20 protein-coding genes are annotated in these 24,614 nt (G+C 43.2%); 8 read left to right on the top strand and 12 right to left on the bottom strand.

Annotated features, from left to right (window positions below; genetic code table 11):
- Positions 1 to 178: 178 nt before the first annotated feature.
- Positions 179 to 553 (bottom strand): GNAT family N-acetyltransferase, encoded by a 375-nt coding sequence (locus ABOA58_RS04910; RefSeq protein WP_350301450.1) that lies wholly within the window; start codon positions 551 to 553, stop codon positions 179 to 181.
- A gap of 169 nt (positions 554 to 722) precedes the next feature.
- On the opposite strand from ABOA58_RS04910, the gene ABOA58_RS04915 reads away from it, so the two are divergent.
- Together ABOA58_RS04915 and ABOA58_RS04920 are read left to right on the top strand one after the other, a co-directional pair.
- Positions 723 to 869, top strand: coding sequence for a hypothetical protein (locus ABOA58_RS04915; RefSeq protein WP_100298038.1), 147 nt, complete (start codon positions 723 to 725; stop codon positions 867 to 869).
- Positions 870 to 985: 116 nt separating this feature from the next.
- On the top strand, positions 986 to 1,951 hold the full coding sequence (locus ABOA58_RS04920) for a quinone oxidoreductase family protein (RefSeq protein ID WP_350302799.1): 966 nt from the start codon (positions 986 to 988) through the stop codon (positions 1,949 to 1,951).
- 505 nt (positions 1,952 to 2,456) lie between these two features.
- Here the strand turns inward: ABOA58_RS04920 and ABOA58_RS04925 are convergent.
- Positions 2,457 to 3,710 carry a hypothetical protein gene (locus tag ABOA58_RS04925; protein WP_350301451.1) on the bottom strand — a complete coding sequence of 418 codons (1,254 nt, stop codon included), beginning with the start codon at positions 3,708 to 3,710 and terminating at the stop codon, positions 2,457 to 2,459.
- Between the two features lie 233 nt (positions 3,711 to 3,943).
- Here ABOA58_RS04925 and ABOA58_RS04930 point away from each other — a divergent pair, with 233 nt between their 5' ends.
- On the top strand, positions 3,944 to 5,704 hold the full coding sequence (locus ABOA58_RS04930; RefSeq protein ID WP_350301452.1) for a hypothetical protein: 1,761 nt from the start codon (positions 3,944 to 3,946) through the stop codon (positions 5,702 to 5,704).
- 99 nt (positions 5,705 to 5,803) lie between these two features.
- Here the strand turns inward: ABOA58_RS04930 and ABOA58_RS04935 are convergent, their stop codons facing one another.
- Complete coding sequence (locus tag ABOA58_RS04935; protein WP_350301453.1) at positions 5,804 to 6,496, bottom strand: FHA domain-containing protein; 693 nt, start codon at positions 6,494 to 6,496, stop codon at positions 5,804 to 5,806.
- Between the two features lie 184 nt (positions 6,497 to 6,680).
- On the opposite strand from ABOA58_RS04935, the gene ABOA58_RS04940 reads away from it, so the two are divergent.
- Positions 6,681 to 8,714 carry a penicillin-binding protein PBP4(5) gene (locus tag ABOA58_RS04940; RefSeq protein ID WP_350301454.1) on the top strand — a complete coding sequence of 678 codons (2,034 nt, stop codon included), beginning with the start codon at positions 6,681 to 6,683 and terminating at the stop codon, positions 8,712 to 8,714.
- Positions 8,715 to 9,135: 421 nt separating this feature from the next.
- Here the strand turns inward: ABOA58_RS04940 and ABOA58_RS04945 are convergent, their stop codons facing one another.
- A complete protein-coding gene (locus tag ABOA58_RS04945; RefSeq protein ID WP_350301455.1) occupies positions 9,136 to 11,436 on the bottom strand; it encodes an immunoglobulin-like domain-containing protein in 2,301 nt (766 codons plus the stop codon).
- Positions 11,437 to 11,787: 351 nt separating this feature from the next.
- On the opposite strand from ABOA58_RS04945, the gene ABOA58_RS04950 reads away from it, so the two are divergent.
- Positions 11,788 to 13,245, top strand: coding sequence for a protein adenylyltransferase SelO (locus ABOA58_RS04950; RefSeq protein ID WP_350301456.1), 1,458 nt, complete (start codon positions 11,788 to 11,790; stop codon positions 13,243 to 13,245).
- An 81-nt stretch (positions 13,246 to 13,326) separates the two neighbouring features.
- Here ABOA58_RS04950 and ABOA58_RS04955 read toward each other — a convergent pair whose 3' ends face one another.
- A complete protein-coding gene (locus ABOA58_RS04955; RefSeq protein ID WP_350301457.1) occupies positions 13,327 to 13,755 on the bottom strand; it encodes a MarR family winged helix-turn-helix transcriptional regulator in 429 nt (142 codons plus the stop codon).
- Between the two features lie 120 nt (positions 13,756 to 13,875).
- On the opposite strand from ABOA58_RS04955, the gene ABOA58_RS04960 reads away from it, so the two are divergent.
- Positions 13,876 to 14,463 (top strand): NAD(P)H-dependent oxidoreductase, encoded by a 588-nt coding sequence (locus ABOA58_RS04960; protein WP_350301458.1) that lies wholly within the window; start codon positions 13,876 to 13,878, stop codon positions 14,461 to 14,463.
- Positions 14,464 to 14,531: 68 nt separating this feature from the next.
- Here the strand turns inward: ABOA58_RS04960 and ABOA58_RS04965 are convergent, their stop codons facing one another.
- The 7 genes from ABOA58_RS04965 to nikC all read right to left on the bottom strand — a co-directional run bounded on the left by ABOA58_RS04965 (position 14,532) and on the right by nikC (position 21,271).
- The gene (locus tag ABOA58_RS04965) at positions 14,532 to 15,857 is read right to left on the bottom strand and encodes a transporter (RefSeq protein ID WP_350301459.1); all 1,326 of its coding nucleotides are present in this window, start codon (positions 15,855 to 15,857) and stop codon (positions 14,532 to 14,534) included.
- Positions 15,858 to 15,860: 3 nt separating this feature from the next.
- Positions 15,861 to 16,559 (bottom strand): response regulator transcription factor, encoded by a 699-nt coding sequence (locus ABOA58_RS04970; protein WP_057278356.1) that lies wholly within the window; start codon positions 16,557 to 16,559, stop codon positions 15,861 to 15,863.
- Positions 16,556 to 17,323 carry a sensor histidine kinase gene (locus ABOA58_RS04975; RefSeq protein ID WP_137017448.1) on the bottom strand — a complete coding sequence of 256 codons (768 nt, stop codon included), beginning with the start codon at positions 17,321 to 17,323 and terminating at the stop codon, positions 16,556 to 16,558. Before ABOA58_RS04975 ends, ABOA58_RS04970 begins: the two co-directional genes overlap by 4 nt.
- 88 nt (positions 17,324 to 17,411) lie before the next feature.
- Positions 17,412 to 18,401, bottom strand: coding sequence for an ABC transporter ATP-binding protein (locus tag ABOA58_RS04980; protein ID WP_350301460.1), 990 nt, complete (start codon positions 18,399 to 18,401; stop codon positions 17,412 to 17,414).
- On the bottom strand, positions 18,401 to 19,423 hold the full coding sequence (locus ABOA58_RS04985; RefSeq protein WP_434547763.1) for an ABC transporter ATP-binding protein: 1,023 nt from the start codon (positions 19,421 to 19,423) through the stop codon (positions 18,401 to 18,403). The genes ABOA58_RS04980 and ABOA58_RS04985 overlap by 1 nt, the downstream gene beginning before the upstream one ends.
- Positions 19,424 to 19,435: 12 nt before the next feature.
- On the bottom strand, positions 19,436 to 20,356 hold the full coding sequence (gene nikB, locus ABOA58_RS04990; RefSeq protein WP_350301462.1) for a nickel ABC transporter permease: 921 nt from the start codon (positions 20,354 to 20,356) through the stop codon (positions 19,436 to 19,438).
- A 12-nt stretch (positions 20,357 to 20,368) separates the two neighbouring features.
- Positions 20,369 to 21,271 carry a nickel transporter permease gene (gene nikC, locus ABOA58_RS04995; RefSeq protein WP_053536318.1) on the bottom strand — a complete coding sequence of 301 codons (903 nt, stop codon included), beginning with the start codon at positions 21,269 to 21,271 and terminating at the stop codon, positions 20,369 to 20,371.
- A 210-nt stretch (positions 21,272 to 21,481) separates the two neighbouring features.
- On the opposite strand from nikC, the gene ABOA58_RS05000 reads away from it, so the two are divergent.
- Both ABOA58_RS05000 and ABOA58_RS05005 read left to right on the top strand, forming a co-directional pair.
- A complete protein-coding gene (locus tag ABOA58_RS05000) occupies positions 21,482 to 23,038 on the top strand; it encodes a glutathione ABC transporter substrate-binding protein (RefSeq protein ID WP_350301463.1) in 1,557 nt (518 codons plus the stop codon).
- 66 nt (positions 23,039 to 23,104) lie between these two features.
- The gene (locus ABOA58_RS05005; RefSeq protein ID WP_350301464.1) at positions 23,105 to 24,613 is read left to right on the top strand and encodes an amidohydrolase family protein; all 1,509 of its coding nucleotides are present in this window, start codon (positions 23,105 to 23,107) and stop codon (positions 24,611 to 24,613) included.
- The last annotated feature ends 1 nt before the right edge of the window (position 24,614 follow it).

The raw sequence follows: 24,614 nt of genomic DNA on the forward strand, positions 1-24,614 counted from the left end.
AAATTTATTCGACTCCACTTCATTTAGTCGGATTCCGGAGCATTTGTCTTGCGGTCCAAGCATTAAATCGCGCTCCCGATTGTTTGCAAAGCCCTCATCAAAGCAAGCATCAAGCGGGCTAGTCTAGCCAGTTATCGGAAGGGATTTTGCGAATTTCCTCAATGGAGGTTTTTTTGTTTCACTTCAGTAAGGAATAGACATATGTATCATGAGGGATACCGTTTTGGTAAATATAACTCCTTAATATTCCTTCCTGGATGAAGCCCTGCTTAAGAAAGAGCTCACTTGATGGCAGGTTTTCAAGAAAAACGACCGCGCCGATGCGGGTTGAATCAAGGTCGTTGAAACCGATTCCCCATCGTATCGCTCGTTTTTCACGGTGGTTTTTCGCAAAAGATGCTACAATATCCTTCGCCTGTTCGACATTTTCCAATGAGTCCTGGCCATAAAAGCGGGTGACTTCATCTTTTGATAAACATTGGAAAAGAGCTTCCGCATCACTTTCATGAATTTCCCGTAAGCGTAGCCTTTCCGTGTTCAATAAAGGAAACATTTTTTTCTCCTCCTATATCAGTTTTATATCCATTCGGGCTCCGCGAAGGTTTTTCCTTTATTATGAAGTGCCTATTTTTCCGGTAATTTCTGTGGTAATCGGACAAGCTAACATTAGATGCATTAAACAGTTCAACCTAAAAAAAGCATTAATGAAGGGGAGATAGATCATGGGAAAAAAACATCGCAACCGTATCGCTTCACCGAAAAAGAATAACCATATTCCGAAAGCGGATATCATTGCAGAACATGAAGCGCACGGTAAAGAATACTCTGCGAATAAACGAAAGAACGGTCCTGGCTCCAATACAGATTGAGAAAACTTAGTGACCGCTCTAGCCTTTAAGGGCAGGGCGGTCATTTGTGTTTCTTGCCATCAAAGGGTTCATCCTTTATCTTAAAGAATGAAGAACCATTGAAGGGAGTTAGGATGATGAAAGCACTTGTCTTTGATGATTTCGGCGGGCCGGAAGTTCTGTCTGTAAGGGAAATTGCAGAACCTGAACATTCAAAATCAGCCGTGATCGTTCGAATGAAAGCAATCGGATTGAATTTTGCTGATGTATATAGAAGGAAAGGAAATTATCATTTGGTGGGTGATCCCCCATTCATTCTAGGGTATGAGGGAGCAGGGGTCATCGAATATGTCGGGGAAGATGTCCATCATGTGAAAGCAGGAGATCGTGTCGGGTTCGCTGATGTTCCCCATGCAAACGCGGAGCTGGTTTCAGTTCCAGCTGATAAACTGTTACCGCTGCCTGAGGGCATTTCCTTTGAAACGGCCGCTTCCGTTTTACTTCAAGGATTGACTGCCCAATATTTAACTCATGACAGCCATCCGGTTAAACAAGGGGAAACCATTCTGGTCCATGCCGCTGCAGGTGGAGTCGGTCAATTACTGACACAGATGATCAGGATGAAGGGCGGTCAGGTCATTGGCTTGACCTCATCGAATGATAAAGCGGCTGTTGCCAAGCAAATGGGTGCGGATCATGTTTTCCTTTACGGATCGGACTGGGTGGATTCCATTAAGGATGTAACCGGCGGTAAAGGTGTTGATGTTGTTTATGAATCAGTGGGCCAAACCTTGATGGATAGTTTCAGTGCGGCCAAGACTGGAGGAACTGTCGTATTTTTTGGGATGGCAGGCGGTGATCCAGAAAAAATCGACCCGAGAATGTTAATGGATACATCCAAGGCATTAATTGGTGGTGACCTTTGGAATGTCCTGACTACCCATGAAGAACGGACAAGAAGAACAGCAGAGCTATTCCAATGGATTCTGTCAGGGGAAATCCTCATCAAAGAACCGACTCTTTTTTCGTTGGAAAATGGGGCGGATGCACATCGACTTCTTGAAAGCCGGAAAAGTTCGGGGAAAATATTATTAATACCATAGCAAATCATGAGGGCTTTCCATTCTAAATGGGGGCCCATTTCTTTTGGTGGTCTGCCGAGATTCAACCCCTTATTCATACTGATGATCAGAACATTTTTCAGTTCCTTTATATAGACCCATTCTAAGACCCTTAGAATAACTCCATAATAAATACCCGTGCCCTTACACGGGTTATGGCCTGCTGTCAAAACAACTTGATGACCAAATTGGCTTATCTACAAGATCCATATGCAACACACGAATTCAGAGGAGAAATCCACAATGGGCCAATAACCAAACAACAATCGTCATTCTTCAATTCACAGGCTTTCGTTACAAGCAAAAAAAGAGAACGGATCCGTTCTCTCTTGGAAAACTTATGAATAGCCATATTAGGGAATGAAGAGAAGATCGAGACGCTCCTTTTGAATCGCGAAATAAGATTGGAGGGTTTCCTTTTTCTTTGTGAGAGGAAAGTTCCGGACAGCCGGGGCCACTGCATGATTGCCGAATTTAAGAACCAAGGTCAACAGCCTATCCAACTGGCCATATGTATCGTTTCTAATGCGAGCCATATATTCGCAGCAACCTGCTTACAATCATCGGTACTTTTCCTTTTTCCTTCTGCCCGTAAATCTTCGGTCACTGTCTTTACACGGGAAATGAGCCATGTATCGCACCAGTCGTTCAGTACATTGCGGATGAAGTCTGCTTGCTGGTACTTATGGAGAATGGGCTCGATATGTTTTGCCATTTCCAAATCATTCACTACCCGGCGAAGAGATTTCTCTGAGATGTTTCTATGAAAATGGACGCGTTCAAGCAGGCTTTTGATGGATTCTGCCTGGTGGGCATACTTGACCATCTGTTCCAATGTTTCATTGTACATGATCTTGCTTAAATAAGCAGAGGCTTGTTTTGGGGCAAGAAGCAACTGCTTATTAGCAGGAAGCGCCTGGCCAAATTTTTTAAGAGAATGAGAATAGACGAAACGGGCTAACTTCTGCAGTTCCTTTTGGATATCATTGGAGATGTTTGTCGCTTCTTGCAGAAAGGAACGGAAAATATATTTACCGACCCGTTCCAATTCCCTGCATACAGAATCATTGATATGCCCAAGATAGCCAGAGTTAAAAATCGTTCTCCGCAATAATGCCCGTTCCGCCCTATTTTCCTTATAGTGCTCCAAGACGCCTTCGGTAAAGGTGAACACCAGAACTTCTTTCTTTGAAAAAGCTCTGCTCGCAAAAGAAATCTTCACGATTTGGCCTAAAGCGTCATGGATTGCAGCGACTGCATCCAATAAGCGCTGCCTTGTGAATGGTGAGCGGGAATCAGGAACGATTTCATGATAATCGAACAGGACTTCTTCAGACTTCAAAACGGACATTCGAAAGGCACCCATAAGCAGCAGCCGTTTTCCATGAATCGTTAAGGCTTTGAAAGCAGCGCTATAAAAGAAACGGTATTTCTTGCAATAACGGTCCGTGTTCCTGTTATAGTCAAGATTACTTGCAGGTCCAAGGTTAAACTTGTATAAAACATCTTCACCTTGATGAACAGGCATAAACACTTTTTTTAGTGATCCTTGTGGTGCGGTGAATTTATGGATGATCTGCCTTAAGTACTTTTCTGTCGTTCCGACTCCCCGGGCCATCATATGAAGCGGGCTCTGAATGACCCCGTCCCAATCACTGTGGAGCAAGGCGTACAAACACGTATTGAATTCAGTGGAGGATACATTTCTTAATAGGTATTGGTATGTTTCTTCATAAATCATATGGCTTCGCCCCCTTTGGCATCCATTCTTTTCTAGAGTCTATATAAACATTGAATTGGTAAAAGTAGCATCGTTGGAGTAAATAGTTTTTGACGTAATTTCGCTAGATTTAAAAAATAGTAAAATAGTTGCACAAAAGTGGTAAAATGGGTAAATAGGAACATACATGACAAGGAGAGATTTTTCAAACTATGATACTTTCACTACTCGGTTTCATCTTAAAAGGAATTTTAATGAAAATACCATTTGCCATACTGGGACTTTCCTTGATTCCGCAGAGATGGATAAACGCAATTACCAAAAAGGATATACCTTTTTTCATTGAACAAGTTTTGAGACTTTTAGTTTCTGCTGCCGTATTGTTTTTCGTTATCGATATCATGCTGCTGGATCTTACTGCCGCTGCATTCTTTTCGAGTTTTGCCATTATTCTAGGGCTCATTCTCATCATCGATTCAAGAATGTATATGTACAGTGCCAGTGAATCTTCAAGCACCAGACGGAATCGGAGGGGAAATGAAGGGGCAAAGCAGCAAAAAACACCTTGGAACGTACATTTCAACAGCTTGATAGGTGTCGTTTTGATTGCAGCATGGGTCATCATGCTGTTTTACCCGATCACTTTTGCCGCAGATCTGCATGGATTGGCGAAGGTCGATAAGAAAAAAGAGCTGGAAGAAGTTCAAGATATAAAAACCATGCCGCTCGTTACAGTGAAAATGGCTGACGCAAAAGGCGATGCAGCAATTAATAAAATAGAAAATGCATCATATTTCACTGAAGGCGAATACCGTCTAACCAATATCAATGAAGAATTGGCTTATACATCACCCATTGAAATGGATGGGTTTTTGAAAGCCGGGAAAGCGGAATACACGCCAGGTTATAATCTGATTTCCGCCGTAGCGACGGATAAAGGGGCAAGTACTGTCAAAGGGAAGATGCTCTATGCTCCCTCACAGTACCTCGATCATGATTTGGAAAGGACGATCCGCAAGGCATATCCAAATAAAATCATTCATGATTCATATTTGGAACCGAATGAAGATGGAAAGCCCTTCTTCGTAGCTTCAGTCGGACATTATTTGAAATACCGCAGCGGTCCCGTAGTGGATGGGGTGGTATTGGTGAATCCTGAAACGGGGGACACGAAATACTATCCAAAAGGAAAAGAACCTGGATGGGTAGATCGAACATTCACACTGGAAACAGCCCTGGAATATTGGACCTACTGGGGAAAATATGTTCACGGGTGGAAAAACCAGTCCCTGATTGGGCCGAAGAAAGATGTCCTGATTCCTAATGAGGATAATATGCAAGTTACGTTTAACGAAAAAGGCGAATTGATTTATGTAGTGGACTTTACCCGGGCTAAATCAAAAGGCAACTCCAAAACCCTTGTAGGTTATGGTGTTTTCAATGCCAAAACAGGTGAAATGACGTACTATAAAGGCGTCACGTCCGTTCTGACTGGAAAGGAAGCAAAATCCAACGCCAATGCGAGTGAGTTTTTGTCTAAGTACCCAGGCTGGAAAGCCACTAATGGGATTTTCTATACGATTTACGGTGCTCCCACTTATGTGATTCCGGTTACAAAGGGCAGCAAGTTCCAAGGTGTGGCGATCGTTTACGCCAATAGCGATAATCCCCAAGTGGTCTTTGGGAAAACAAAAGACGAAGCTTTCCGTAATTATAAAAAGCTGATTGCCTCTTTAGGGAAAGTCAGCGGTGTGACGCCTCAAAAAGGTTTTGAGATGAAAGAAATAAAAGGGAAGGTATTAAGGATCAATGATGCCAATCTTTCAAATGGATACGTCTTCCATTTAATCGTCGAAGGCCATGCCAAGAGGTTCTCGGTGGATCCTGGTGTCAATGCGCTATCTGATATTGTGTTGACGAATGTAGGAGACAGGGTTGTGCTGAAGGTGATGGATATGGAAGAAGACATCGTTCCAGTCGATGAATTCACTAATCTGGATTTGCCAAAGAAATGATAATGGACCGTGGACATATAAACTGGCCATCTCCAATATAAGCATGAAAAAAAGCATTGTTATCCGCAATGCTTTTTTCATGTCTTTGAATGATTGTCATTATAAGTCCGATAGATTGAACGAAATGATGGATTCCATATAATATCCCTTTTGGATGACGGCTTTTATTGCAAAGTGCCCATTTATCCGTTTCCGCACCCGGTACAGAAGTGAAGCGATTTCCTCTGCCGTCACAATTTGCTCTGGATCACCGACTCTCTCTGGCCATACTTGCTGGACAATTTCTTCCTTTGAAATAAGGTTGTCCAAATTCTCATAAAGCAGCTTAAAGCAATTGAATTCCTTTGTCGGCATTTTAATGGGTGCTTCTTCATTGATGATCACGGTCTGAAGGTGCTCATTGATAGCGACGGTTTGCTGTAACTCGGGGTTCACCGGCGTGAAATCCATTGTTAAATCGTTGTCGATGGAGATCATGAATTCAATCAATCCATTGACTAAAGTAATCGAATCCCCCGGTTCAATGTGACAGGGATTGCCCGGTACGAGCGGCATCTGGTTCACGGAGGTACCATGTTTGCTTGCCAAATCCTCAATGAGGAGCTGTCCTTCCTCCATATAAATCCGGCAATGTTCCCTGGAAACAAAGTCATTGTAAAGCTTGAAATCAGCTTTGGAGTGCTGGCTGGCACGCCCGATCAGCAGGCTCTTCCCTTCGAATACATAGGCGAATTCCTCGGTTTGGCCTTTGTGCAAGGTTCTCAATACAACCTTGAAAGTTTTATGGAACATTCACTTCATCCCCCCTTTAAAAGTCAGAATTTTTAGATTATTGTCATGGATTTATCATTTTGGCTACATGGCTGTTTAGTGGGTTCAATTTTATAATTATAAATTATCAGACGCTTACTTACTAACGAAAAATGAAAAAAATACAAATTAGGCACACAGCCATTATAAGAAAGAGGATTGACGGATGAAGAAAGTAACTCTATTTTTGCTGATATTCGCTTTGATAGTGGGAGGATTTTTTCTATGGCGTTTCCTCAAAGCCGACAAGGCGACACCTGAAGAAGTATTCGATGACTATGTAAAACAATTCTCCGAGCAGGATTATGACGCGATGCTACACGCCATTTCCGAAGGGGAACTCGAAGAATATGATTATGACAAAAAAAGTTTTACAGATAAATATGATGCCATCTTTTCAGGGATGGAGGCTTCAACCATCACGGTTTTATCCAAGGAGCTGCTCTACGATGAAGATATCGAAGCATATGAAGGCAGCTTTAAAGTGAAAATCCATACATTCCTTGGTGAAATCCTGGCCTCCTATCAGACTGCCTTCACTAAAGTGGATACGGAAGAAGGGGAGGCGTGGAAGGTGAAGTGGAATCCTTCCTTGATCTTACCGGGAATGGAGAAGGGCGATAAAGTCAGCGTGCAGACATATTTGCCGAAGCGAGGGGAAATCCGTGACCGGAATGGAAATCCGCTCGCTGTTAATGCCGATGTGTATGATATGGGAATCATTCCAGGTGAGCTGGGAAATTCCAAAGAAGCAAGCATCAAAAAGCTAAGCAGCGCTTTCGATATTCCTGAAGAAACCTTCAATAAGGCGCTTGATAAAAAATGGGTGACAAAAGACAGCTTCGTACCGATTGCCACCATGCCGGTAGATTTCAAACCGGAAAGCATCACCGGCAAAGACCTTCCTGGAGTCACCTTCCAAACCGGAAAAACCAGGTACTATCCGGAAAAGGAAAGCAGTGCACATCTGATTGGTTATGTGAAGGAAGTGACGGGCGAGGATTTGGAAAAGGATACCGATCATGTGTATAACGAAGGGGACTATATCGGGAAAGCCGGCCTGGAAGAAGTGTATGAGAAACGATTAAGAGGGAAAAAAGGCGGAATTATCCAAATAAAGAGCGAAACGGGCAAGCAGAAAAGCATCATCAAAGAAGTGGAAGCCGTTGATGGGGAAAATATCAATCTGACCATCGATTCGGCACTGCAAAGCGAAATTTATGAAACGATGAAAAAAGATGCCGGGGCAGTGACGGCCATGCATCCTTTGACTGGGGAAATGCTTGCATTGGTCAGCTATCCTTCCATCGACCCGAATTTGATGGTTGGCGGCATGACGGATGAGCAGTGGAAGTCGTACAGCGAAAATCCGAAGCTTCCCTTCTTAAACAGATTCTCAAGCTTGTATGCCCCGGGTTCGACCTTTAAGGCCATAACGGCTGCCGTCGGGCTGACTGTAGGCACGACGTTTCCTGAGAAGAAACGGGAAATTACCGGATTGCAGTGGAAGAAGGACAACAGCTGGGGCGGATACTACGTAACTCGCGTAAAGGATGCTCCTTCGGTTGATATGGTCGATGCCCTCGCCTATTCCGATAATATTTATTTCGCACAGGAAGCCTTGGAAATGGGTGCCGAAAAATTTGAAGAACAAGCCATTGAATTTGGATTCAAGGAAGACTATAAGCTGCCTATATATTTGAAAAAGAGCCAGCTTTCCAATAAAGGGATCAACACTGAAGTGTTGCTTGCAGACTCCGCATATGGACAAGGGGAGGTCCTCATGTCCCCGGTTCATTTAGGAACGGCCTTCACGCCATTCGTAAACGACGGGAATATGGTGATGCCTGTATTGCTGGCAGATGAAAAAGCACAACCACGCAAATCCGTCATTTCAAGTGACGTTGCCAATACCGTAAAAGAGGCATTGATACAAGTGGTGGAGCGGGAAAGCGGAACCGCCCATAACCTTAAAACCACGAAAGCGGTCCTTGGCGCAAAGACAGGCACCGCCGAACTGAAAAGTAAAAAGGGTGAAGATGGATCAGAGAATGGTTTTGCCGTCATCTTTGATGCGGATTCCCCATCCATATTGCTTACAGCGATTGTCGAAGACGTGAAAAATCGCGGCGGCAGCCATTATGTGACAGACAAAATGAAGCCTGTCCTGGATGATTACCTTGCCGCTGAAAAGCAATAGAAAAAGGAGTTGACCATAGGTGAGTATGTGGAGAGATAAAATAAGTGCCTTCAGCATCCTGCTGATGATCATTAGTATGATAGTATATATTATTTTTCCCCATCCCTTTACACTCATTCTGTACTGTATATTTGGAATTGCCTTTATCAGCCTGACTTTATTGAATTAAGACTACCCTTGAATGGGTGGAGGACGGAATAGTAAGAAGAGATGAAAAAAGCCTGCCGTATCAATGGCGGGCTTTTTTTGAGAATAATTTACGGTGAGCCTTAGCATTAGTGAATAAGTTTCTTTATTAATTTGTTCACACGTATAAATATGACTAAACTAATCCAATTTAAATAAAATAAGAAAAAAGAAGTAGGGTAAATTTCCCTACCTCTGAATCTTCAATATACCTTTTTGTAAATTTCCTATATTGTTAAATATCTATAGAATATTGATACGATTTATCATTTTCGGTTCTTATAGTCACTACTACCTTACTTTGATTTGCCCAAATACCAACCTTGAAATTAAGGGTCATACCCCAGCTAGAATAAGGAGCAATAGTAGTGTTAATCCCTGAATTTTCAAGTTTTTCTGCAGTGTATGTTGAATACAGAGAATCATTTTCAAAAATTTCGACCTTCTCTATAAACACACTTTCGTTTGACTCATAATTGTATATGTTAATTGATAAGCTCTTAATTAAATTGTTTATAGTAGCTGAGCCGGATTTATATAAATACAAGTTAGGACGATCCGATATTGTTAAAGTTTTAGAAGTGCTAACCCCGTCAACAGTTGCAGTGATAGTTACTGTCCCCTCCGATAAAGTTTTTAATACTCCATTTTCATCTATCGAAGCCACTGTTTCATCAGAGCTATGCCAAACTATTTGTTGATTAGTAGCATTCTTTGGGGAGATTATAGCCGCTACTTGTTGGCTCACTCCTGTTTTCATAGAAGTAGGAGCAGTGATTGAGACACCAGTTACAGCTATTTTTTGAACAGTGATTGTTCGACTTATCTCTGCAGTATTTCCAGCCGCGTCAGTTACTTTATATGTTACTAAGTAATTTCCTTCAGTCTCTGAATCTACTGAACCACTAGTTTCAATTTTAGCAGTTAGATCACCATCGTTATTATCTGAAGCAGAAACGTCATCTAATACATTAAATTGTGAATGTAATCCTATCATTGTATCAGCAGCACCAATAATTATAGGTTTAATCGTATCAACAACTGTTACTACACGATTGGCGGTTACAGTATTTCCGGATTGATCGGTAACTGAATAGATTAAAACATAAGTTCCAGCTTTATTAACATTAACCGAACCATCAACTTTAATGGCAGAAGTAATATCTCCGTCACTATTGTCAGAAGCGGAAATATCATCTAGAGCGTTAAAGTTTTCCCCAAAATTAAGTTGAATGTCTTGAATGCCGGATAAAACAGGTTTAAGTGTATCAATCACTGTTACGGTACGATTGGTAGAAACAGTATTTCCTGATTTATCTGTCACCGAATACTTTAAAACATAGGATCCAGCTTTTTTGACATTAACTGAACCATCAACTTTAATGGCTGAAGTAATATCTCCGTCATTATTGTCAGAAGCAGAAATACCCTCTAAAGCAATAAATTTTTCACCTAATTTGATTTGAATATCTTTAATATTCGATAATTTCGGTTTGATATTATCTAGGATTGTAATCGTACGCGTAACAGTCTGTGTATTTTTAGCTTTGTCTGAAACAGTATAGATTAGTTTGTAGTTTCCAGCCTTTTTCATATTAACAGTGCCAGAAACTTTAATATTTTTCGTAATATTTCCGTCGACATTATCCTTCGCAGTAACACCGGATAAAGCGCTAAAAGAAGAATTGATATTTACTGTTTTATTAGAGGCGCCTGAAATAGAAGGTTTAACGGTATCTTTCTTCACAGTAATCGTACGGGTAACCGTGGTTTTATTTTTAGCCTTGTCCGAAACGGAATAAGAGAGCTTATAGTTTCCAGCCTTTTTCATATTAACAGTGCCAGAAACTTTAATATTTTTGCTGATATTCCCATCCACATTATCCTTTGCAGTAACACCGGATAAAGCGTTAAAAGAAGAATTAGTATACACCGTTTTATTTAATGCGCCTGAAATAGAAGGTTTAACGGTATCTTTCTTCACAGTAATCGTACGGGTAACCGTGGTTTTATTTTTAGCCTTGTCCGAAACGGAATAAGAGAGTTTATAGTTTCCAGCTTTTTTCGTATTAACAGTGCCAGAAACTTTAATATTTTTCGTGATATTCCCATCCACATTATCCTTCGCAGTAACGCCGGATAAAGTATTAAAAGAAGAATTAATATACACCGTTTTATTAGAGGCGCCTGAAATAGAAGGTTTAACGGTATCCTTTTTCACAGTAACGGTGCGGGTAACTGCGGTTTTATTTTTAGCTTTGTCCGAAACGGAATAAGAGAGTTTATAGTTTCCAGCTTTTTTCGTATTAACAGTGCCAGAAACTTTAATGTTTTTCGTGATATTTCCATCCACATTGTCCTTCGCAGTAACGCCGGATAAAGCGTTAAAAGAAGAATTGATATTTACCGTTTTATTAACAGCACCAGAAATGGCAGGTGCAACTGTATCCGAAGCTCCAAATGTTACACTAGGTACAGATAAACAAATTAATATTAAACAAATAGCAATGAAACAATTTTGTGTTTTTTCTTTCATATTTCTCTCTCCTAATCCAAATGTATTATATATCTACTGGTACTAATGAATTATAAACCTTCTAAATTATACCACCAATGTTAAATTAAGAGGTGATAAATTATATTAAAGAATTAAAAAATAATTAGTACTCCATAAATAGAAACTACACACCAAAAATCTAGGGGATATCCAAAATGAACGAGATATTCACCATACTTTAAAAGAGCCATTTTCTAGCAGAAACGGTATAATTAATTGTTAGAAGTAGACATTAAAATATGGACTGCAACTTAGTTTTATCGCGTGTTTTAACTGAATCTTGAGCGAAAGAACCTTTATACAAAAGTCAAAATAAGAAAAGGAGAAACCATGACTAATGAAACAGGATGGAATTTAGACAATAGCTATGCACGTCTACCGGAAAAGTTTTTCACGAGCACGAACCCGACTCCTGTACGTTCACCGGAGTTGATCATTCTCAATGAGAGTTTGGCTGGATCTCTTGGTTTGGACGTAAAGTCCCTGCAAAGCGAAGATGGTGTTGCGGTGTTTGCCGGAAACGAGATTCCTGAAGGTGCTTCGCCTCTTGCCCAAGCATATGCTGGCCATCAATTCGGTCATTTTAACATGTTAGGGGACGGCCGGGCGATATTGCTTGGCGAACAGGTCTTGCCCGAAGGCGAGAGGGTCGATATCCAGCTGAAAGGGCCAGGAAGAACGCCATACTCCCGCGGTGGCGATGGCCGGGCTGCACTTGGACCGATGCTGCGCGAATATATCATCAGCGAGGCGATGCACGGGCTCGGCATTCCTACCACCCGAAGTCTGGCAGTGGTGACGACCGGTGAAACGGTAATCCGTGAAACTGGGCTGCCTGGTGCCATCATGACCCGTGTGGCTTCGAGTCATCTTCGTGTCGGCACTTTTCAATTCGCTGCAAAATGGGGCACGATCGAGGAACTCCGGACACTTGCCGACTATGCCATTAAGCGTCATTTTCCAGACATTGAAGCCGATGAAAACCGTTATCTTTCGCTGCTGCAGGAAGTGGTAAAGCGTCAGGCTGAGCTCATTGCCCAATGGCAGCTGGTTGGCTTCATTCATGGGGTGATGAACACCGACAACATGACGATCAGCGGGGAAACCATCGATTATGGCCCTTGCGCCTTCATGGATGCCTATGACCCTGCAACGGTATTCAGTTCAATTGATAGACAAGGCCGTTATGCCTATGGTAACCAGCCGGTAATTGGGGGTTGGAACCTTGCGCGATTCGCTGAATCCCTATTGCCGCTGTTGCATGATGACCAAGATCAGGCCGTTACTTTGGCACAAGATAAGATTTCCGATTTTAATGATCTGTATCATGCTAATTGGTTAGCGGGAATGAGGGCGAAACTGGGGATATTCAACGAAGAGACTCAGGATGAAGCGCTTATTAATGGCATCCTCAGCATGATGAAAAAGCATGGTGCCGATTATACCAATACCTTCCGTGCCTTGACCTATGATAAAGTGGAGGATACGGTCCTTTTCGGGACACCGGAATTCGCTCAGTGGCAAGAGCTTTGGAAGGCGAGACTGGGAAGGCAGAAGGAATCGAAAGAATCTTCGGGTCAGTTGATGCAGAACAGCAATCCTGCAGTGATCCCACGGAACCACCGGGTGGAAGAAGCGTTGGAAGCGGCAGTGGAGCAAGGGGACTACAGCGTGATGGAACGGCTGTTGGATGTTCTTGCAAATCCTTATGCACACTGCGAGGAAAAAGCTGAATACGCCGCACTGCCTGTGTCGACAAAACCTTACCGGACCTTTTGCGGCACCTGATTATAAAACATGTATGAAGCAGCTCCCGCGATTGAAGTCGATTCTTTTTCAACTTCAATTGCGGGAGCCATTTTTATGCCTTTAGTAAAAAAGTTTTGTTTGAAGAATGTCCAGGGCACGGTCAATTTCCGCTAAATCTTCCTTTGATGCATGTTGCAGCCGGCTTTGGAAACGGGATTCTACGATTGCAAAAGCCTCGTTCATCATTATTTCCCCCTCTTTGGAGAGGCGGATGTATTGTTTCCGCCTATCTTCCGAATCACTTATTTTTTCAATTAAATTCTTTTCGCTTAATTTTTTCAGTTCACGGCTCGTGTTAGGCATGGAGATATGCTGACAGTCACTGATTTCACTTGGTGTGACAGGCTGACTGACTGTTATATATTCAAGAATTTTATATTGTACCGGCGTGATGGCATCCGATTTGGCGTTTTGTGTCAATTCGTGTGTGACTTGATGTACGGAAGTTGTAAATGTGACCATTTTTTCAAAAAGAGCTTTTTTGTCCATAACTTTCACCTCTTACTGAAAAGATATCAAAAGTGTTATCAAAATACAATTATCATTTGACAACAAAAAAGATGGTGCTGTATTATTGTTATCAAATGATAAGTAAATGGGGGGGACGTCATGAACTTGCTGGTCATCTACACATATCCAAATCAAAAAAGCTTAAGCCATGCATTTTTAGAAAAAGTTATCAAAGGAAGTAAGGAGAACCCGAACATAAAGGGGCTGCAGGTCTTGGATTTATATGAAGAGGGCTTCAATCCGCTCTTGGAGTTCAATGAGCATAAACGAAGGCGTGATATGCATCGTGATCCTCAGCTTGAAAAATATAGAAATCAGATTACATGGGCCGACAAGATTGTCTTTGTCTATCCGATCTGGTGGGGGAGGCCTCCTGCCATGCTGATGGGATATATTGATCAATTATTTTCTGCGAATTTTGCCTACAGGGATAAAAAGGGATTGTTCCCGGAAGGCCTTCTGAAGGGAAAGTCGGTCGTATGTGTGTCCACGATGAAGGGACCTGCAAAGTATCCGCTTATCTGGTTGAATGATGCGCATAAAATATTGATGAAAAGAGCACTATTCAATTTTGTCGGAATCAAAAAAGTGAAGTTTTTCGAATTCGGTAATATGGAAAGTCCAAAGGGGAAACAAACTCAAAAGCTAGAAAAGGTTTATCGGTATTTCAGAAAGGTGGCAAGCTAAGTTTTTACGAGATTAAAGAGGAACCCCATTCATGTATGGAACATCATAATGAATGGGGTTGGCAGTATTCATAGTTTTGTTTTTACGACCCTCCATTTGTTCTTGATGATGGTAACGATCGTGCATACCACAATGATCGTGACCGATGCCAGCCCGCTGAACCATATGCTTTGGAATTCACTTACATGAGGCTGGATGATGTATGAAGCCACAATGGCCAATACCGCGCTTATCGGTATGTAATCAGGGATTTTCCCTTTGCTGAATACGATAACCAGGATTGGAGCCAGCAATGCCGAGTATATATTGCCTGAATAAAATAAGAGCTCTAATAGGTTTGGGGAATAGAAGAGTGTAGCAACGAAAACAAATCCTCCAATACAGATCGAAAGCAGGCAGGCCATCCTTATTTTTTGCTGGTTGCTTTTTTTTGTTTGTAATGGTTCAAGAATATTGGCTACGATCAGGCTTACCAATGAATGCAGGCAGGCACCGAATGTTGAGGTGATTGCACTGAAAGCGCAGAGCACAAAAAGGATGAAAAAGAATGGTGTCGTTATTTTGTTTGCCAATCCAGCCAGAATCGAGTGGATATCAGTGAAGCCGCCCGTAAAGATAACCATGATGAACAGTGATGAAAAGGAGAGCGGGAATATGATCCATATAAGGCCGGATAAAGAGAATGTCAATCGAACCTTTTTCATTTCTATCATGAATAATCGCTGCCATGATGTCAGGTCAAAGAAAAACTGGCCGAACCCGACAAGAAGTCCAGCAAAAAGAAAACTCCATAGATCATACTTATTGATTACGAGCATGTATGGATGGTATAAACGGATCCCATCATAAACGGGCTGAATCCCTTCCTTGACGAAAAAGTATAAGGGAATCAAGATAACCGCGGCAAACATGAAGACAACTTGAAAAGCTGCGAAACCATGAATGAGCTTTAACCCGCCAAATCCAGCATAAAGGACACAGAAACCGAAAAAAAAGAACAGCCCGACATAGAGCGGGGTATCGAAAAGAAACTGACATAGGGTGGACGCAGCCATTCCCTGAATGAATAAAATGTGTAAGCTGGTTATGACCAGAATCACGATCAATATCCAATATCCGAGGGGATGAAGCCTGACTTTTAAATAGTCCCCGATGGTCAAGCCCACGGGGAAATCCTGCCGGACCCTCTTCCCGATGAAGCTGAACATGAACAGGGCGATCGCTCCCATCAAGGCGTATCCGATCCCTCCGAAAACTCCATACTTCACCATCGATTCGGGGGAGGATAATATCGTGGTTCCTGTCACCCAGCGTGCCAGGAGGGAGATGATCCCTAAACCCATCCCGATTTGAATGGGACCTTGTACGTATTCTTGAAATGTACGTGATCGCAATGTTCATTTTCCTTTCTCGCGGAACTCCTTGGGCGTGATTCCCTCTATCTTCCGGAATAAAGTGCTGAAATAATGCTGGCTATTGAAACCCGATTTTTCAGCGACGTCTGATATGCTCCAGCTGGTGTTATTGGTTAAGGCCCTTTTTGCGGCCTTTATTCTATAGTGCATTAAATATTCCGAAAAGGAAGTGCCAACTTCTTCATGGAATTTCCTGCTTAAATAAGTCGGGTTGGTATGCACTTCACGGGCGATGTCCGAAAGGGAGAGTTTTTCAGCATAATTTTCATGAATGAATGAAAGTGAATGGTGAATTAGGGTTGAATAGTTATGGGAAGATTCCCTTTTGTCATACTTGGCCAGGACTTTATGCAAATCACTTTCTATTACAGGTTTCGTTAAATAATCAACCACGCCTATTCTGATGGATTGCTGGGCATAATCGAAGCTTTGATGCGCGGTCACCATAATGATTTCGACTTCTTTGTTTAGCGCCCTTAAGTCTTCACCAAATTCAAGACCCGATCGCCCCGGCAGATTAATATCCAGGAAAGCGAGGTTGATTTTATGATTTTGGTTGAGGGTCAGTGCCTGACAGGCATCAGCAGCTTTATGAAACTTCCAAAAAGGGTATATGGACTGAATCATATATTCCATTTGTTCAAGGACCAATGGTTCGTCATCAACTAATAATACATTCATTCCGGCTCCGCCTCCTCCAATTTCTTATCAAAAACCAGTGGCCATGATACCTCTACCTTAGTTCCCGATTCAGTAGAAGCTATATTCAATTGTGCACGGTCATTGAAATACAAATATAAACGCTTTTGGATATTATCCAGGCCATGGCCGCCTTCGTCCGTAACGAAAGATTCCTTTCCCATTAACCCATTATCCGCCACTTCCAGATACACCATCTGCGATTCCAGATAAAACCGGATATGCAGCAGGGCTTCGCCCACTTTTTTTTCCAAACCGTGTTTAAATGAATTCTCCACCAATGTCTGAAGAATGAAGGGGGGAACAAGTGCGATTGCTAATGGTTCCGGGCAATCCATATCAATCTTGAGCCGATCACCGAAGCGAAGGGTCTGGATGTCGAGATAATGCTGGGTATACTGAATTTCCTGGGAAAGGGGGATCAATGGTTCTGATGCTTTATATTTGAATTTCAGGAATTGCGAAAATGCCTCTAAGGCCCGTATCAATTCTGCCGTCCTGTTCAGGCGGGCCAAGCCCAGAATGACATTTAGTGTATTAAACAAAAAGTGTGGCTGGATTTGCTGGTTCAATTTATTATATTGTGCTTCTTGCAGTGCTTGCTCCAGGCGGATCTCTTTGTTTTTATTTTCAAGAAGGTCGATCCTTTTCTCGAATATGAATAGAAATAAAAGAGCGATAGCTCCCATGATGGGAGCTAAAATGAAGAGCATGATAATTAAGGTGAATCCCTCGTAACTTAGCATGGAGAACCTCTGCTGGTTATATTTTTAAATAACTTGAATTATTCTGTTTATTAGTATCATACTAAAGACCCCTCCGGAAATCTACAGCTTATGACACAATGTGACAAGCCACTTGATGATTTTGTGCCGATCGTTTCAGTTCGGGTAGCTGTGTTTTGCAGATATCCTGTACAAAAGGGCACCGTGTATGGAAGCGGCAGCCGTTTGGAGGGTCGATGGGTGAGGGTACATCACCCGTCAATAGGATCCGTTCTCTTTCATGCACAGGATTCGGTACTGGGATGGCCGATAACAATGCCCTTGTATATGGATGCTGAGGCTGTTCGAAAATGGACTTTTTATCGGCTATCTCGACTATCTTTCCGAGATACATGACCATCACCCGATCCGAGATATGTCTGACCACACCTAAGTCATGTGATATGAAAAGAAAGGTAAGGTCGAACTGGCGCTGTAAGGATTTTAATAAATTCAGCACTTGCGCTTGAATGGAGACATCCAGTGCAGAAACAGCTTCGTCACATATGATCAATTTTGGATCCACTGCCAGAGCCCGTGCAATGCCGATCCGCTGTCTCTGGCCGCCGCTGAATTCATGCGGGTATCTTTCCATGGATTCAGGTCTCAGCCCGACATGTCCCAATAATTCTTCGATCCTGCTCTTTCGTTTTTCTTTAGGGACTACATTTTGTATCGCTAATGCTTCTCCGAGAATTTGGCCGATAGTCTGTCTAGGGTTAAGGGAGGCAAATGGATCTTGGAAAATAACTTGCAAATCCTTCCTGGTACGCCTCATTTCTCTTTTTCCTAAACTCAGTAAATCCTTATCCTGAAAGTGAATGCTCCCGCTCGTCGGTTCATCCAATCGAAGGATGGCCCTTCCGGTAGTCGATTTTCCGCAGCCGGATTCGCCGACGATGCTTAAGGTTTCACCCTGTTTGATATCGAAGGTAATGTCATCAACGGCTTTTACATGATTGATGGTCCTTCCGAAAAATCCTCCCTTGATCGGAAAATATTGCTTCAATTGATCCACTTTAAGCAGAACCTTTTTCTCTGCAGCTGGTACACCCATCATTATACCCCCACCTTCTCTTGAGTGTCATATTCCTTCTCCCATTGGGGGGTGAACATCCAGCAGCTGACCTCGGTGCTTGGGCCGATAGCTTGGAGATCCGGTACGGCTTGTTCACAAATGCTTTTCGCATGTGCACAGCGGGGAGCGAAGCTGCATCCCTTGGGCATGTTGTAAGGACTTGGAACGGTCCCGGGAATTGTAGTCAGTTCTTCCTGGTCCATGTCAAGACGCGGAAGGGAGTTTAATAAACCGATGGTGTAAGGATGTTTTGGGTTTGTGAATATTTCCTTGGCCAAGGTGTATTCAACGATTTTCCCTGCGTACATGACAGCAACCCGATCACAGGTTTCGTATACGACCCCCAAATCATGAGTAATCAAAATGACAGCCGTCCCGAAATCCTTTTGCAGCGTCTTGATCAGTTCGAGGATTTGGGCTTGGATCGTCACATCCAGTGCTGTTGTCGGTTCATCCGCTATTAAAACCTCAGGGTGGCAGGCAAGTGCCATTGCAATCATGACCCTTTGCCTCATTCCGCCGCTTAGCTCATGCGGCTCCTGTTTTGCCCTTTTTTCAGGTGAGGGGATCCCGACGAGCCGAAGCATGTCGACCGCTTTATTCCATGCTTCCTTTTTTCCCAGCTTTTGATGGAGCCGGATCGCTTCCGCAATTTGCTCGCCCGCTGAATATACGGGATTCAATGAAGTCATCGGCTCCTGGAATATCATCGAAATTTCATTCCCGCGTATGGATCGCATCTGTTTTTCAGACTTCGTAAGCAGATCCTTCCCTTTAAATAGGATGCTGCCGCCGGCAATCTTGCCGGGTGGCGATGGAATGAGCCTTAATAATGATAGTGATGTTATGCTTTTTCCGCTTCCCGACTCCCCGACGATTCCAAGCGTTTCCCCTTTATTGAGGGAGAAACTGATTCCATTGACTGCTTTACTCGTTCCTTCATCAGTGAAAAAGTGGGTTTGCAGATTTTTTACCTCCAGTATTTTATCATCATCCTGTTTCATCATCATACCTCCTTAGTTCAAGTCTATTCTTTTGTTAAAGTATCGATAGAGGACATCCACCGCTAAATTCATGAATACGAAGATAACGGAAGCGATGAGGACCCCGCCTTGGACCATCGGCAAATCCCTCGTTCTGATTGCATCGACTATCAATCTCCCAAGTCCATTGATGGCAAAAACGGACTCTGTCAATACTGTGCCGCCAAGGAGTGCACCGAACTGGAGGCCAACGACGGTGATGACGGGGATAAGCGCATTTTTCAGCCCGTGTTTATAAATGATGATATATTCTTTTAATCCCTTGGCTCTTGCGGTCCGGATGTAGTCCTGGCGAACGACTTCAAGCATGCTCGACCTGGTCATCCTGGCAACGATGGCCGCTCCGCCGGCCCCAAGGGTTATGGCAGGGAGAATCATGTGGCTGAAGGTTCCCCAACCTGAAACCGGAAACAAATGAAGGTTCACGGAAAAGAAGTAGATAAGCATGAGGCCCAGCCAAAAACTAGGTAACGAGATTCCCAATAAAGCAACGATCATGATCGAAATGTCAGCTGCCGAGTATTGCTTGGTAGCCGAGATGATTCCTGCGATCATTCCAAGCACAACGGTTATGAATATGCTGGCAAGTGCCAGTTCAAGGGTGATGGGCAAGCGGACCATGATTTCGTCCAAAACAGGGCGGCTGCTGCGGAGTGATTCCCCAAAGTCACCTTGAACGGCATGAAGGACATAGTCAACGTACTGATAGAGGATTGGACGATCCAAGCCAAGCTCATGCCGCAGCGATTCAATCGTTTCTTTAGTCGCTCCTTCACCTGCAAGCAGTGTTGCCGGATCTCCTGGGACCATTTGCATGATGAGGAATACAACAAGACTTACTCCCAGTAAAACCGGTATCGTTTGAAGTAACCGTCGGATAATGAATACGAACATTTTCTCTCCTCCTTATTTTTTCATTCTTGGATCCAGGGCATCTCTAAGTCCATCCCCGAAGATGTTGAAACCAAGTACCAGTGTTGAAATCGCTATCCCCGGAAACAAAGCGATGTGCGGTGCGCTGAACAAATAATCCCGGCCGCTGCTCAGCATCGCTCCCCATTCTGGTGAGGGCGGCTGAGCTCCCAGCCCCAGAAATGATAAACCGGCTGCCGACAGTATGGCCGTTGCCAGACGTAATGTGGCTTGAACGATGACAGGTGATAGAATATTCGGAAAAATATGCTTGCAGATGATCGTGAAGTCAGTTGCTCCCAATGCACGTATGGCATCGATATATTCCAGCTTCCTGACTGACAATGTGGAACCGCGTACAATCCGGGCAAACATCGGTATCGAAAAGACGCCGACCGCTACCATTACATTGATTAAACTTGGACCAAGGGCACTAATGATGGCAAGAGCAAGCAGTATTCCCGGGAAAGCCAGCAGAACATCGACAATCCTCATAATGACGGTATCGATCCATTTTCCGTAATAACCAGCTGTTAACCCGAGGAGTATGCCAATGAACGCCCCGAAGAATACAGAGACAAATCCAACCGTTAATGAAAGCCGTGTTCCATATAATAATCTGCTTAAAATATCCCTTCCCTTATCATCCGTACCCATCCAATGCTCGGCTGACGGAGGCTGGAGTTTGTTGACTAAATCAATTTCATAGGGATCCTGCGGTGAGATCAAAGGTGCAAAGATAGCCAATAAAATATAAAAAAGTACGATGTACCCGCCTACCAATGCCAATTTATTTCGCTTGAATTTTTTATAAAAGGCTTTCCAGTGTCTTAGTTTCGGAGATTTTCTTTCTTTTACATTCAATTCGGTATTATTGATGACGACCTCTGGCTTCATTGGATTTCCTCCTTTTCTTTCATTCAATTTATTCAAAAAAGGTATTGAAGTAAATATGATGCGGAAAAGCAGTAAAGATAATTAAAAAATGAGTAAAGATTCTGAAAATATAAAATTCGGTTTTTTTTTATAATTTACAGTAAGCCCGATGTACTCATAGCTGAAAGTTACTTGGAGAAACAAAGGCAGGTTGAAAAGGGAGGAACTAGAATGAGAAAAGGAATGATTGGGTTGCTTTTTGCTTCTTTATTAGGCATCTCATCCGTTTTATCAGGGTGTGCAACAGAAGAATCCGGCAGTAAGGAAACAGTAGAAAAAGCGAAGGAAGGAGGAACGCTGATCGTCGCGCGATTATCTGATGCGACCACTCTTGACCCTCATTTCATAACGGACATTCCATCTGCAAACGTCGTTTATGAAAAGGTTTATCAAACATTGGTCGTTCCTGACAAAAACATGAACCCTAAACCGCTGCTCGCAAAAGAGTGGAAACAACTGGATGATGTCACTTGGGAGTTTAAATTGCAGGAGGGAGTCAAATTCCATGATGGAGCTCCATTCAATGCCGAAGCGGTGAAAACCAATTTCGACAGGGTACTGGATCCGGCAACTGCTTCTCCGCAGGCTGGTAAATTGGAAATGATTAAAGAAATTAAAGTCGTTGACGAAACGACTGTACAATTCAAGCTGAAATATCCTTATGCTCCGCTGTTATCGATTTTAGTGAGTAATGAAGGAAGCATCATCAGCCCTAAAGCGATTAAGGAAAATAGTGACAAACTGGCTCAAAACCCCGTTGGGACAGGGCCGTTCGTTTTTAAATCGTGGAAGCCTGGTGAAGAAATCGCCCTTTCGAAAAACAAGGATTATTGGGGGGATAAGCCTAAGATTGATGGGGTGGCATTCAAGGTTGTCCCTGAAGATGCCACTAGGATTGCAATGATAGAAACGGGTGAAGCACATGTGACCGATCAAGTGCCAGTGACGGAGATTGATAGGATCGAAGCGTCAGGCACGATGGATTTATATCGCACGGAGGGACTTGCCGTTGAATACTTAAGCTTCAATGTTAAGAAAAAACCTTTTGATGATGTACGGGTCCGTAAGGCGGTCGCTCATGCCATCGAAGTCGATTCCATTATCAAAGGGGTTTATAACGACGTCGGCACGAGGGCAAATTCAACAATGAGCCCGAAGGTGTTTGGTTATGATCCGGAAATAAAAGGCTACGACTATGATATTAATGAATCGAAGAAGCTCTTGACTGAAGCGGGGGTCAAGGATGGTTTGGAGTTTACACTGACGACGAGTGATCGTAAGGAAAGGATCAATATGGCCGAGGTGATTCAATCCCAGTTAAAAGGAATCGGTATTAAAGTCAAGATTCAAGTCCTTGAGTATGGGGCTTACATTGACGCGACAGCCAAGGGCGAGCACCAGGTAGCGATAGGCGGCTGGGGCAATGCTACCGGGGATGGAGATTATAATCAATTCAATCTTTTCAATACCAAATCCCAAGGTGCTGCGGGAAATAGTTCATTCTATAGCAATCCGGAAGTTGATAAATTGATTGAAAATGCACGTAAAGAATCGGATGGCGATAAACGTAAGGAACTATATTCGAAGGCACAAGCAATTGAAAGGGAAGAAGTTCCATATGTTCCTATCCGAAACTATGAACACTTGGCGGTATACGGTGGGACGGTTAAAGGACTGTGGCTGAATCCGGCAAATTATTTAATGCTTGATGACGTAACCGTGAAGTAGGAATTCATCACAAATGGAAGGCAGCATAAGGAAGTTATGCTGCCTTCTCAATTAGGAGGGGAAAATATGATAGATTTACTGCTAATCCATGGGACCGTTATTACCATGGATCAAAACAGGAGAATTCTGCAGGATGGTGCCATCGCCATACATCAAGGAAGGATTTTAGCCGTAGATTCAACGGAAAAACTGAAATTGGAGTATGAAGCTGTAAAAGTCATCGATTGCAGCCATCAATGCATATTGCCTGGATTGATAGATGTTCATGGTCATGGGGGACATTCCATGTTCAAAACGATCGCCATGGAGAATATTGATTTTTGGATGCCCATCATGACGAATGCTTACAAGCATTTTGTTACAGATGACTTTTGGTATTACGAAGGAAAGCTATCCTCCCTTGAGAGATTAAAGGCGGGCGTGACAACTGGGGTTAGCGTTTTAGGATCCATGCCGCGGTCCGATGAACCGATTTTTGCCATCAATCATGCAAAAGCATACGCCGAAGTTGGGATCAGGGAAGTGGTATGCACAGGTCCTTGCAACCCTCCATGGCCCCATTCATTCAGCCGGTGGATTGACGGAAAGAGAGTGGTAAAGGAAGTTTCATATGAAGAAGTATTACAGGGGGCGGAAGCGGTAATCGAGGCGCTGAACCATGCAAATGAGGACCGCACGAGGGCCTTCATTACACCATTTGTCATCGTTACATCAGTGGATCCCTCCAATCCGACATCTCCTGACAGGCTTTATGGGCTGAATGACCATGACCTGTATCAAGCGAAGAAAATAAGGGAGATTGCCCGGAAGTATAATACACGCATTCACTCTGATGCCTTTGGCGGGATGATTCATTTAGCGATACAGGATAAGGAAAATGCCCTATTGGGTCCAGATGTCCATCTACAGCACTGTCGGGGCATTTCCTTCGATGAGGCAAGAATACTGGCAGAAACAGGTACCAACGTCAGTGCATCACCTGGATTTGGCCAGGTTCATGCCCGTACCCCGATAACTGAATTATTGGAGATGGGGGCAACTGTGGCAATCTCCACGGATGGGACATCCCCTTCCACAAGTTTTGATATGTTTCAGGCAATGAGGAAAACACAGTTTGTTCACCAGGCAGCGCTTAGGGACTACTATTATTTACCTCCAGGCAAGCTGTTGGAAATGATCACGATAGATGCTGCGAAATGCATTGGCTGGGATGATGAAATAGGCTCCCTTGAAATCGGGAAAAAAGCAGATGTCATTACGGTCAATCTGCATCAGCCTCATCTGACCCCTGAATTCATGCATGTTCACCGGCTTGTATTTCAAGCAGTGGCGAATGATGTGGAGCATGTCATCGTTGATGGGAAATTGATCATGGAAGGAAGGGAAGTACGGACGGTCCATGAAAGTACAGTGCTTGATGAAGCGAATGAAGAAGCCTTTTCAACGATAAAGCGTGCGGGGCTCGAAAAGTATATGCAGCCGACGAAATATTTCTGGGGCCATGCCAGGGCCTATGTAGATGAAAAGCGATATGACGAACGCGAAGATGCTGCCGCGATGGTGAAAGGGGAATAAG

The organism is Peribacillus frigoritolerans (genome assembly GCF_040250305.1).
Lineage (GTDB): Bacteria > Bacillota > Bacilli > Bacillales > DSM-1321 > Peribacillus.